Source organism: Schaalia suimastitidis DSM 15538, from assembly GCF_000429105.1.
GTDB lineage: Bacteria > Actinomycetota > Actinomycetes > Actinomycetales > Actinomycetaceae > Pauljensenia > Pauljensenia suimastitidis.
Map to the genome: position 1 here is coordinate 15,657 of NZ_AUBF01000010.1, position 12,159 is coordinate 27,815.

The following is a 12,159-nucleotide window of genomic DNA, read 5'->3' on the forward strand; positions in this document are numbered from 1 at the left end:
GATGGCAATGGATCCCATGCATTTTCGCAAGTACCTGGCCACCGACGAGGCGCAGCAAGGTGCGGACTATGTGCGCCGCCTCGCCAATGGTCCGCTGGACGTTTTCGTCGTCCTCGGCTCCGGGCTTGCCGAGGTGCTGGCTCCTTGGGGCGATCCACTTGCCCACTGCGCGCTTTCTGATATCCCCGGTGTCATTGCGCCGGTGGCTGACGGGCATGAGGATCGTTTCCTTGTGTATCGTCGACCCGTAGCTGTCGGCCCTGGCTCAGTCACTGTAGGTGTGGCCTGTGGGCGCACACACCTGTACGAGGGGCACGGCCCCGATGCGGTCACCCACCTGTCGAAGGTGGTGGCGCTAGCGGGTGCAGGTGTTGCCATCGTGTGTAACTCCAATGGTTGCCTGCGTGACTGGGACCTTGGGGATGTGGTGGCGATTGAGGACCATGCGAATCTGTCGGGGACCTCGCCGTTCTCAGGTACCGTATTCCTGGACGTTGCTACGGTATGGGATGACGAATTCACCGACGTGTTGACACAGCATGTGCAGCGGCGCGGCAATTACGCCATGTTACGTGGGCCGGAATACCAGACGCGCTTGGAAAGCCGCATGTTGCGCGCTGCTGGTGTGGATTGTGTTGGCATGTCGACCGTGCTTGAGGCCATTACTCTTCACGCCTTCGGTGTGCGGGTCTGCGGTCTGTCGGTGGTTTCAGATTTGAGTTTCGCTGTAGCGCCCACTGATCCTGGAGCCGTGTTGGAAGCGGCGGCGGCAGCTCAACCGGTGGTAAGGCGAGGTATTGAGGCGGTGCTCGCTGCCGTGTCACCGTGACGGACGACGACAATCAGGATGTGCCTTCGCTTTGCAGATCGGTGTTGTGTCTGCCGCGAAGGATAGGCATTTTTGTCAGTGTGGCGCTCCAAAAGGGGCGCCACACTGATTGTTTTGTGCAACCCATGGTTGCCACAATATTTTGAATGAATACACTTTGAAAAAGTGGTGAAAGTCATATATTTTCGGTGTGTTCATGATACAATATAGCGCACAATGGGGCTCACTTTTCAAAGGGGGAATGCTCTGTGGGTCCGTAATAGTGGCGTATGCGCCTCGTATTGTCGCCAGTGAGTGTGGGGCATTGGTGCCCAGGAAATGGCGATTCGTTGTGCCGCATATGTGACAGTAGACGCGCAAGCAGCGGCACCCAAGTGCCCAGATCTTCATAATGAATGCCGATCACCTTCAATGGCGAGATGCCAATGGTTGACGGCACCTACGTGCGATGGGACAAGATCGCAGCGCAAAGCAACCGACCTTCGTCTCTGACTTGGGTATTGCTGTTGCATTGTTTGTATAAGGAGCGATTCACGCAACTGTAGGAGCGGTGGAAAGGATTGCCGCATGACTACTATCGCAGCACCACCACAAGCACGCTGGAAAGCTGTGCTGAAAATGATGCTCAACCCTGGGGAAGTCGTCAAAAATCAAATGCTTAAGGTGCCGTGGCCGCTGTCGTTGACAATATCAGGGCTGGCATTCGCATTGTTTTTCCTGCAAACCGGGTTGGATATGTACCGCTCAGGCACAACCAGCATCATCATCGTTGGTGTCTTGACAGGATTGGGTTTCGTCTATGGAACCGTCGGCATGTCGCTTTTGGCACTGCTGATGTGGTCGCTGTCCCAAGCACAGCAGCACGGGCACACGATAGGTTGGGCGATATCAACCTTCGCATTAGGGTATTCGGCGACGCTGATATACAGCATCTTCGGTCTTATTTTTTCACTGGTATTCGACTGGAATACGTCGGTGGCATTCGGTGTGACGGGTCTTCTTTGGGCACTGAGGCCGACGATGCACACGATCAAGCAGATGTCTGGCGACCGTGTGGCGTTCAGTATCGCAATGACGTCTCTGAGTGGCGCCATCCTTCTATTTGGTTGGGCGGCGCTAGGAACATTTGCAAGCTAAGTACACGCCACTACGGCATATCCGCCGAATGAGAGATGTGGAAGATATGCGGGAGAGCAGGAGGAATAATGACAGCTCCAGTACGACAGGCGAGTGTCGTCGCACCCCAACGCAGGGGTGTATGGCCTGCGGTCTTGTGTTTCATTACCTTCGGTGTGCTGATGCCGTTGACGAGGCCAGCATTTAGTGTGTGGACATTCCTCTGGTCCATCCTCCTTGCGCTTGTTATTGCTGCGCTAACGCTGAGTCTCCTCCTTGCCTCCTTCCGTATGGGAACGCAACAACTCAGGCAATATGACCAACATTTTGCGCGCAATGTCGTAGGCGCAGGCATGATCTTTATGATTCCTTTCGCTGTTTTGGCAGCATTGGCGCTCATTGCTTTTGGATGGGACGCCATCATGCCCTTCGCATCCGCCGCAGTTACCACCGGTGCTGCCGCAGCTGGAACAGAAGCGATGACACGAGGCGCGCGCGGATTGCGCTTGATGATTGTTCCCACCGTCATTGCCATGATCTTTTCCACGATTTGGATGGTTCTTATTACGTTCATCCCCTAAAGGAGGTGGCTCCGATGTCGCATCGAAATACCTTTCGGCGAGCAGAATACTGCGTCAATAGGTTGGTGAAGTACGGGCTGCTGGCGCTTCTTGTCACGACCTACGTGGCACTGCCTCGACCTGCGATGGCAGCAAGCGTGCCCGATATCGTGACGGCAGTTGCAGGCAGCCATTTCACAAATGTTGAGGTCGATACCGGAATTGAAGAGCAGACCGGTTTTGATATCGATATGACTGGTGCCATGGGTGACTATGGCAGTGGCTATGGAGTACTCAGCGTTGTGGGGCCAACCGACCAAACAGGGATAAATGCGCTTTTGACATATGTCGACACTGTGGTTGAACAAACAATGGTTGACACCCAAACAATCAGCGGTAGCGAAGTGAGGAAATACAGGACTAACGGTGGTGTCGGAGTCGGTGTGGTCTTGGCTGACTATTTTGTCGTAGTGGAGCTCTATGACACAGGATTTGCCGAATCCGCAGATTTTGCAGCCTCAATGGTGATGGCTCAAGAACTTCTAGACGGCATGGAACAAGCAGGTCTGCTGTCCAGGGAAGCCCCCGACCTTGTCGATCAAGAGAGCGTCACAGAGGACACCGGTGGGATTCGAGCACTGACGGATCCCGAACGGATTATCGACACGATGAACGGTGGGGAAGCGTATAACGGTCCAACGGTGCCGTTGACTTTCGTCGCTCACATGCCGCACTACGTGACAGAAATACTGACCTACCACTGGAATGACGGGCAGGGAGCGTCACCGGGAACGATCGCATTACAGCACAATGATGGGACTGTTTATGGGCCATGGCAGGCGGTAGCTGGCTCAGGTCAAGGAGGTGCCCCTAACGTTGGATGGCATGTGTATCCCAATATTGTGATCCCCGAAGGAACCTACACCGTTGTTGATTCTGACCCCGCAACTTGGTCACACAACGCGCAGTCGGGTGGTCAAGGAATGGGCTACGTGATGGCGACCCCGGATTTCGAGGTGACTCAGGGCGAAGCAGACACACCTCCTTCTACCGGCGAACAGAATCAAGAAGCAACCGAGCCAACAACTAGCGCACCAGGACAAACAGCAGCTGGCGAGGCGGGGAGCCCCGCAGGGGTAGGAGCGGTTGGAAATATCCCCGGTCCAGCAACCACAGCCCAGGCGGTGATAGGTGTTGTTGTTCCCGGTGCAGTGGTGAGTCTTTTGGGTGTACTCGGCGCGATCGGTGGGGGCAGCGTGCCTCCGGTTGGGCCGACCACTCCGCTTCCACCCATATCTGGCGGGGGCGGTATGCCTCCAGGTCCGGGTATGCCAGGTGCAGGACGCACCCCTTCGGGTCTGCCAATTTCGGGGATGAGCGGACAGCAGCCATATCCAGGCGTGGGCAGCGGAATGCGCATTCCTTCGATACCTCCGCCGACTGGACAGCCGCCTGCACTGTCGCCCTTCCCTGTGCCCACCGGCAATGCACCCATACCCACCGGCGGAGCGTCCATTCCCACTGGCAAAGCACCCATGCCCACCCAAGGTGCGATACCCAGCGCAGGTAGCGCCGCCTCGCCAATGCCCAGTGGCTACGGTACGCAGGAAATGGCACCCCATAGCCCCATTGGAGCACAGCACTCACCGCCGCCCCAGGGTGCTCCACTACCTGGCCCGAGGCCCGTGCCACGTCCAGGTGCTGACGAGGCCATGCCAGGTGTTCCCGTTACGCCAAGTGCCGCGGCACTTGCGTCGCCAAATGCTCCTGTATCCAGCACGCCCGGCATACCTGGCGCGATGCCTGCCGCATCCGTCGGGCAAAGCGGACAGGTTCCAGGTGAGTCGATCACTCAGAGCGGCGTCAAAGGCAATGCTGAGCGCATGCGTCTACCAGCGGACGAAGTTGACAATAACAGTGTACTGAACCCTGCTCACAGTAGGTCTGAGCTGCGCACACATGGCAGCGCCGGATACGTCGACCCTGAGGAAGGTGGTACGCCTGATCCACAGCCTGAAAAGCACTACGACGAGTGGGGATACGGGAAAGACGGTTTCAATGCTGATGGTTTTGACCGCGATGGCTACGACCGGCAAGGTTTCGATTTTGAAGGGTATGACCGAAACGGACGTGACCCGTGGGGATATGACCGCAGAGGTTACGATAAAGACGGATACCACTGGAGTGGATTTAATGACGAGGGGTATAACCGCGTAGGTCGGCATTGGAGGGAAAGACCTACCTCCACTAATCCTTTCGCAGACGATCTTCCCATTAGCCTTGACGGCACTGAGGCACCGTGGTCACCCACTCAACCTCGCTTTGGCGAACCGTACCCTCCGACAGTATTACGATTTGGACCCAAAGCATGGACGGACGATCCTGGCTCGGGTGCAACCCAGTCACCATTGCCTGGTTCTTTACGTGACGGGTCGCCGACTTCCTCAGATGTGGCACCAGGCAGTTCAACCCGTATGCGCTCGGTGCCCACGGTGACACAGGCGCGGGTGAAAATTGGTGACATTGAGGGTAGTGATCCCGCACATGATGCTGCACCGCTTGCAGACGATACAACGTCACGTGTCGACGCCTTAGGTCACGATGGCACAGTGGATTTTGAGCAGACACCAGGATCGGATGCAATGCCTGAACCCGAGGTTTCGACACAGTCCAATTGGGAAGAAGGCTTTGATTACACCGATCCTGAAACTGGGCAAACATGGCGCTACGAATACGAACCAGGCTATGACGGTCCGCGACATGGCCAAACCGAAACCCTGGTGGGCCACGGCGATGGGCAAAGCTACGAAATTGCCTTCGATGCGACTACCGGGCAGTGGTACAACACAGACACCGGCAACGAATTTGATCCTTCGACCTTTAGGCAGTGGCAGGAAAGTGTCGCAGAGGACCGTCAGCGGGCATTGAGTGATTTAGCCAAAATGGCGGTGCGGCAGGACGCCGCAAGTAAGGATCTTGACGCCGCTGCGGACAGTTGGCATCAGCTCGAACAGATGGAGAAACTAGCTGACAAGTGGAATATTGGGCACGATGGTGGGCCCGGAGATATATCGGCGGCGATACAGGAGCAAAGAGACAAACTCACAGGTGGCGGTCGAGTCGACCTTGAGAAAATGCGGCGAATTCGACAAGTAATCGCTAGCCGCATTGAAGGGAAAACGGAGGCTGACACCGGTCCGCGTTGGGAAGACGGTTGGGATAAATACCTTGGGTGGACGATTGACGCTGCTGCTGAAACGACTCGGGAGGTGATTACGGGCGAACATAGTGACGGCACGATTTCGTGGAAAGGGATTGTGGCGCGTGTTGGGATTGCCGCACTTTCCGGGGGTTTTACCGAGGCAACGCGGGCTGTCGTGGTCAACGGTGTTATGGATGTTGCCGAAGCGATGTACCGCGTCAGTGACAGCATCGCTGCGGGTGAAACAGGTACGCAGGCGACTGCCAAGGCTGTCGGTGGCTACATGATGGGTGAATTCCTTGGTGAATTCATCGGCTGGGGAATGGGCAAGGGGATGAGATATGGAGCGGAGGCGATGGACAAATACTTCCCCGCTGCGAGTACCAGAATCGTTGATGGGGTTGAGTTTCTTGCCACCAAAAACAAGCAATGGAGTCGCGGCCTCGGCCTTATTACTGAGGAAGGGGGTGATGAAATCCTCGACAGAGTCAACAAAACCCTTGTTGACATGAGTGATGGCGCGGAAGGTAAGTTGCCGGATACAACGGTGCGGGCGCCTCGTCTTTCCGCAGATGACTACACGCCGCCTGGCCCAAAGGCACTAGGCGGCGACGGTGCCGGAGGAAGTGGGAAACTCCTGTCAGATGCCCAAAGGGCACAAGCAGCAGCCCACAGCACAGTGCGCGGTAGTGTCGAACATTTTGATGACCTACCTGATGCAACAAAGGCCGATCTGCTTTCCGAACAAGCTCGATACCAGGAATACAGACTGCAAGCTGAAGAAAACGTCTGGGGTATTGCCGACAAAACGCTGCGTGGTGAAGACCTCACAGTTGACGACCTCATGCGCCTCAAATCCGATCAAGCCTCAATGCGGACCTTGAAGAAGATTGAGCAGATGGAAGGACTCGGCTCACAGCTGACACCGCAGGAAGCGCGCGGCGTGCAAACGGCTTTCAACCAGGCAATGGAGGAGAAGGTATATCGACCCTCCTACGGACAGGTGGAGGATCACATCCGCACGAAATACCCCGACCTCGAGGCTGACCAAGTGCGTTGCCGGACCGTGCGTACCCCCGGCAGCGATCCCAAACAGTGGAGTATCAACACCGACAATGACGTAGTTGTCGAAAAACTCGTGCCAGGTCCCAATGGGCCAGAATGGGTGGAGATCCCCAAGAGCGAATGGGAGGACGTGTATTACGAAGCCTTTGCAGATAACTCTGGGTATAACCTCGCCGAGGCGAGGCGGCGCTTCCCACATGCCGACTGGGACAGCATGGATCAGTCGATGCGTCTCCAACAATGGGCAAAATTCCATGAGGAAACACCGATGGATCAATTTGATTTGTCGGCAGCGCGAGATTTTTCTGACCAACGTACCGCGATGATCCCTCCTTCTCCTACACATGGTCGGCCCATGATCGAGGTGACACAAGCTGAACTCGACAGTGGAGTGGATTACGTCATCGTTGACGGCAAAGCAATGCGCCCATCCACCGGCTATGAACTCACCCGACGTGGACAAGGCACAATGATCGATCCTCAACAGCTTGGCCTGATGGAGCAGCATAAATTTGACCAATACTGGAATGCCGGTTCGACGCCCGCAGAAGTGATGCGCAATCAAACGGAAGCACTTGAACAGTTGGGTAAGACCGCTGCAATCGCTCACACCGTTGAGCGAAGCTATCAGGACATGGGGTATCGCATCGTACCTATGCCAGAAAATATGCGCACAGCCATTGAAGTAGTAACTGACAATCGCCTAGCTCCAGCGGTGCGCGCACAGCGTTTGCAGGGACTGGGTTTTGAAACGCCAGGCGCGTTGCTCGACAAAATTGTGGGACGTATCGATGCAATCAAAATTGCACGGAAATAACAGACGTATCAATCCGTAAGGGGCAGCAATGGACACACCACATGAGGCCAACGCCATTGATATTTTCAAAATAGCGCCAAGCGACGTCGCGCACCTTGCTCGACAGGTCAGTATCACACCAAACCCTCTGTCACCCTACTGGGGTGACGGACAAGAGATGAGCCTAGGGGAGCCATCACAATATTTGGATGCCATCATGCGCAGCCCGCATTGCGTGCCAATTACGCATGCTCTCGTGGCACCCCTGGTGAAAATTGAGTGCCGCCGAGGAGGAAGTGTGACGGCGCCTGAACATTACCAGGTGCTCCTATCACGTTCCGGCGGCGCGGTAGTGGCACATATGCGCAGCAGGGATGGTGAAGTGCTTGTACTGCATTTTGCTAACGCAGCTATCTTCGTTCAGTGGTGGCTCAGTATCTCTGCCTCGTCGGCCAGTTACGCCTCTCCACCGCTGTTTTCGGAAGGAGAAGATCTGCATGTTTTCCTGTGCCTCCTGCATAGCATCGACATGTATCAACGGGCGTATTTTGAAAGTATGCTTGACTACCGCCCAACGCTTGATGAAACATTTGACACACTGCACTTCGTTGACCTGTTCCGTCGGTCTTTGGCGAGTCGTGATTGGCGCTGGCAAATACCGACCCTTTTGGGGGTGCTTCCCGAACTTGAACAGTGGAATATCGAGCTGCTAGAGGGGCACCTTGAACGGGCATGCGCTTTAGGTTTCCTGACTCGGCACGAGGCCAAGTGGGCTTTCGGGGATCGTGTGAGGTTAATGGGGACCGAGGTCATCACCAGTTGGCTTGGTTCCACTGGTGCTCACGCCAGTGTGATGATGGACGGAAACCGGGCGGATCTGAGCAGCCTGCTTCTGATGCCAACAGCAATTACCAACCACCTTTTTACCTTCCTGCCCATGCAGGAACATGGTGTGACGGTGAGCCACCACTCGTACAGTACGCAGGAGGCGACCAACAGCATATTGACCTGGTTTGCTGCGCTGTACGAAGCAGCTGAACAGACACAAGCACAACCCGCATTTGGGCACGGTGAGGCAGGAATAGTCCCTCCATCTCCTGGACGGCCGGTAGCGCGGCGCGTGGATGGTGCCGTATCGCAGGTATGCGGTAACTGTCGGGCGGAACTCCATGGTGATGCGCGTTTTTGTCCATACTGCGGGACGCCGGTAGTGGGGTGACCCAGTGGGGAAGCACTGCGATAGTTGAACAAGGAAGGTCCCATCTCACAGCACACCTACAGGTCATCTCAGGCGCTCACCCAACTGGGCGCGGTAATGTCAGACTATGAATAGCCAGACACCTGGAACTGGAGATAACCCAGACGACAACGATGCCGCGCTCGAAGCATTCTTCCGCGGACTTCTCGGGGAGGAAGCAGGCGCGGAAGCTGCGCGTGCAATGAAAGCCTCCGGTATTGATCCCAGCGTAGTCAACGAGGTAATCGGCTCTCCTTCGCACATGCAGGCAGCCTTGGGACAATTCAAGTACCTTCTTGATACGTCGACCTCGCCAGTAAACTGGAAAATGGCGCGCGATATTGCTGTTCAAAAGGCATATACGGCGGGTGACCCTGCCCCCACGGCCTCTCAAGCCGAACGTGCGCGTAATGCCATGAGCGTGGCGGACCTATGGATTGATGCCGTCACTGACTTTGTTCCCGGACAAGTGGAACGCACAATCTGTTCCCGCGTGCAATGGATTGACGCGACTATTCCCATGTGGCAACGGATCTGCGAGCCGGTTGCAACGAATGTGTCGCGTGCCCTCGTTGATACGTTGGCGTCACACATGGGTGGTGCTGACGACCAGGACGATGATGGCGCGATGCTGCCTCAGGAAGTGCGCTCTCTGTTGGGGCAGAGTAAGCAGATGATGCCGCGCTTGGCCTCAATGATGTTTGCTGCTCAGGTTGGGGAAGCCCTTGCGAGCCTGGCAACCGACAGTGTCGGCTCCACCGATGTGGGTGTTCCACTTGCGGGCAGTGGGGTCAGCGTATTAGTCCCGCATAATGTCGATTCATTTGCTGATGGACTCGATATTCCTTTTGAGGAGGTGCAACAGTATCTTGCAGTGCGTGAATGCGCACACCAGCGTCTTTTCCACGCTGTCCCGTGGCTTGCCGGTGACCTTATTCGAGCGGTGGAGACCTACTCTGCACATATTGCGATTGATACCGAGGAAATTGCTGCATCAGTGGCGTCGGTGGATATGTCGGATCCACAATCGATGGAGCAAGCGCTCGCAGGTGGAGTATTTGCCAGCGAACCTACTGTTGAACAGGCCAAAGCCTTGGAGCGCCTCGAAACGCTACTTGCTTTGGTCGAGGGCTGGGTGGAAGTGGTGTCCTTCCGCGCTGCTGCACCGTATTTGCCTCACATTGAACAACTGTCGGAAATGCTACGTCGCCGTCGCGCAACCGGTGCGCCTGCCGAACAGGTGTTGGGGCGCCTGATTGGGCTGCACATGCGGCCGCGGCGTGCCAGGGGAGCGGCTGAGCTTTTCCGCATTGTCGAGGCCGAAGAAGGTCGCGCTGGCCGTGACGCATTGTGGGATCACCCGCATATGACGCCAGCATCATCAGATCTTGACATGCCTGAAGCATTCCTTGTGATGCGGCAAGCCGCCCGTGAACAAGACGCCGATATTGACCAGGCCTTGACCGCTTTGCTTGACGGCACCATGGGGTATGCCGAAGGTATGGATCCCGAGGTGGATAAGTAGTGGCGCAATATCATGACGACGATACGGCGACTCTTCGTCCGAAGCGCCGCATAGCCACTGGGATAATTGCCTGGTCGGGGGTGGTTGCAATTGGTTTGGCACTCACACTTATCCCGGTGCCCTTCGTCGTTGAATCACCGGGACCTACCGTTGACGTGGGCGGCAGTCTGGGAGGCAACCCCATCCTTGACATTTCAGGGACCGACCCGCAGACAGGGGATGCGCTCACGCTTGACCCGCTGCATGAGGCTGGTGACGCCTCGGGGCAGATACGCTTAGTAACGGTCAGCGAAAGCGGCGGCCCAGGGCATTCTCTTAGTACTGTTGAACTCTTCCTCAAATGGCTTGATTCCCGTAACACTATTCATCGTTACAGCGATATATACGGTCCCGATGTCACTAGCGACGATGTGACTGCCGCAGGTCAAGCGCAGATGTCGAATGCGCAGTCCGCATCAACCGTGGCGGCCTTGGAAGAATTGGGCTGGGACGTGCCAGCAACGATTAAAGTCGTGGGCGTTGTTGAGGGCTCCCATGCGGTGGGCAAATTGATGGAAGGCGATGTTCTTGTGTCCATCACGACGCCTGATGGCACAGTTCATCAGGTCGATAGCCCATCGGTGCCATTTCGTGTCATGAAGTCAGTGGCGCCGGAATCTCAGCTGAATGTCACAGTGGTCCGCAATGGTGAGACCGTTACTGTTGATGTGACGTCGATAGGGACGGTTGGTGCTGACGGCCAACCTGAGGAGGGTTCCAAACTGGGGTTGTACTTAGAGCCTGAAGCGACTCTGCCCATTGAGGTGGGCATTGAGCTTGAAAATATTATGGGCCCCTCTGCTGGCATGGTCTTTGCCTTAGGGATTATTGATCGTCTAACGGCTGGTGATATGACTGGCGGTCAGGTGATTGCGGGAACCGGTACCTTGACCTTTGATGGGGAGGTGGGGGCCATCGGCGGAATCAAACAGAAGATGTGGGGTGCTGTGCGCGATGGTGCCACATGGTTCCTTGCGCCGCAGGATAACTGCTCTGATGTGGTGGGGAATGTGCCCGAAGGCTTGCGTGTGGTCTCTGTGGGCACGCTTTCCGAGGCGCGGGCTGCGGTTGACGCTATCGCACAAGGCAGCGGTGAAGCACTTCCTACCTGCCAAAGCGTGCAGGGATAGTGGCAACTGTGCGACAGCGTCGCTGTCGCCTCCTGTCCTGGCTGTTGCCTCCTGTCCTGTCGGGCAACTAATTCAGGGAAGCCAACAACGCCTCGGCAAGTGAAGGAGCAAGCGCACTGGCTTGGCCTACTTTGTCGTCAGCATCATGGGTGCGACTACGGATCGCCGACCATGTTTCACCACTGCGTAGCGCGCCCACGGCAAGACGCACATCCGTGCGCTCAGGATGATTTTGCACATAGGCCAGAGCCTCCTCTGGGTCTGCTGGGGCAGATTCTTCCACATGAGGGGGAACAACAACTCGTTCCACAGTCAGTGCTGCGCCAACGACTTGTTCTGGCCAAGCTAAATGGCCCAGCACGTCCTCTAGGTCCTCTTCACTCAGGTCGTCTTGGATGATTGCGCTGAGGTGCTCGTCGCTACCATCCCACCCGTTGCGAAGATTCTGCGCGATGTCATCGGGAAGATCACCGTGTTCCAGCAGGCGTGCGGTGGGCACCAGGGCATAAAGCGATGGGGCATGATCCCAGCCTGCGTGGGATGCCACTTTCTCAATGTCGACAACAACGTGTGCGAGGGCAATCTGGCGTGCAGTGGGCATCATTGGGTCTGTCATAAAGGTATTTTCGCATCCTTCACACGACAGTACACAGCAGCGGT

At 56.2% G+C, this 12,159-nt stretch carries 8 protein-coding genes; 7 read left to right on the forward strand and 1 reads right to left on the reverse strand.

The annotated features are described in order from the left end of the window. The first annotated feature begins 1 nt into the window (after position 1). From G438_RS0105010 to G438_RS10905, 7 genes are all read left to right on the forward strand, one after another. Positions 2–829, forward strand: a complete 828-nt coding sequence (locus tag G438_RS0105010) for a purine-nucleoside phosphorylase (protein ID WP_026460400.1) — start codon at positions 2–4, stop codon at positions 827–829. A gap of 567 nt (positions 830–1,396) precedes the next feature. Beyond that, positions 1,397–1,966, forward strand: coding sequence for a hypothetical protein (locus G438_RS10890; protein WP_051259319.1), 570 nt, complete (start codon positions 1,397–1,399; stop codon positions 1,964–1,966). 68 nt (positions 1,967–2,034) lie between these two features. Continuing rightward, on the forward strand, positions 2,035–2,526 hold the full coding sequence (locus tag G438_RS0105020; protein ID WP_026460401.1) for a hypothetical protein: 492 nt from the start codon (positions 2,035–2,037) through the stop codon (positions 2,524–2,526). Between the two features lie 14 nt (positions 2,527–2,540). Beyond that, positions 2,541–7,589, forward strand: coding sequence for a hypothetical protein (locus G438_RS0105025; RefSeq protein WP_026460402.1), 5,049 nt, complete (start codon positions 2,541–2,543; stop codon positions 7,587–7,589). A gap of 28 nt (positions 7,590–7,617) precedes the next feature. Beyond that, the gene (locus G438_RS10895; RefSeq protein WP_034285266.1) at positions 7,618–8,787 is read left to right on the forward strand and encodes a zinc ribbon domain-containing protein; all 1,170 of its coding nucleotides are present in this window, start codon (positions 7,618–7,620) and stop codon (positions 8,785–8,787) included. 106 nt (positions 8,788–8,893) lie between these two features. Continuing rightward, complete coding sequence (locus tag G438_RS10900; RefSeq protein WP_051259320.1) at positions 8,894–10,330, forward strand: zinc-dependent metalloprotease; 1,437 nt, start codon at positions 8,894–8,896, stop codon at positions 10,328–10,330. Next, positions 10,330–11,499: a YlbL family protein gene (locus G438_RS10905; RefSeq protein WP_051259321.1), complete on the forward strand. Its 1,170-nt coding sequence runs from the start codon at positions 10,330–10,332 to the stop codon at positions 11,497–11,499. Before G438_RS10900 ends, G438_RS10905 begins: the two co-directional genes overlap by 1 nt. Before the next feature lie 67 nt (positions 11,500–11,566). Here the strand turns inward: G438_RS10905 and G438_RS0105045 are convergent, their stop codons facing one another. Further along, positions 11,567–12,115, reverse strand: coding sequence for a PPA1309 family protein (locus tag G438_RS0105045; protein ID WP_026460403.1), 549 nt, complete (start codon positions 12,113–12,115; stop codon positions 11,567–11,569). Positions 12,116–12,159: the final 44 nt, after the last annotated feature.

Excerpts from the sequence above, each read along its gene's own strand:
- G438_RS0105010 (WP_026460400.1), top strand. The coding sequence starts at position 2 with ATGGCAATGGATCCCATGCATTTTCGCAAGTACCTGGCCACCGACGAG.
- G438_RS10890 (WP_051259319.1), top strand. The coding sequence starts at position 1,397 with ATGACTACTATCGCAGCACCACCACAAGCACGCTGGAAAGCTGTGCTG.
- G438_RS0105020 (WP_026460401.1), top strand. The coding sequence starts at position 2,035 with ATGACAGCTCCAGTACGACAGGCGAGTGTCGTCGCACCCCAACGCAGG.
- G438_RS0105025 (WP_026460402.1), top strand. The coding sequence starts at position 2,541 with ATGTCGCATCGAAATACCTTTCGGCGAGCAGAATACTGCGTCAATAGG.
- G438_RS10895 (WP_034285266.1), top strand. The coding sequence starts at position 7,618 with ATGGACACACCACATGAGGCCAACGCCATTGATATTTTCAAAATAGCG.
- G438_RS10900 (WP_051259320.1), top strand. The coding sequence starts at position 8,894 with ATGAATAGCCAGACACCTGGAACTGGAGATAACCCAGACGACAACGAT.
- G438_RS0105045 (WP_026460403.1), bottom strand. The coding sequence starts at position 12,115 with ATGACAGACCCAATGATGCCCACTGCACGCCAGATTGCCCTCGCACAC.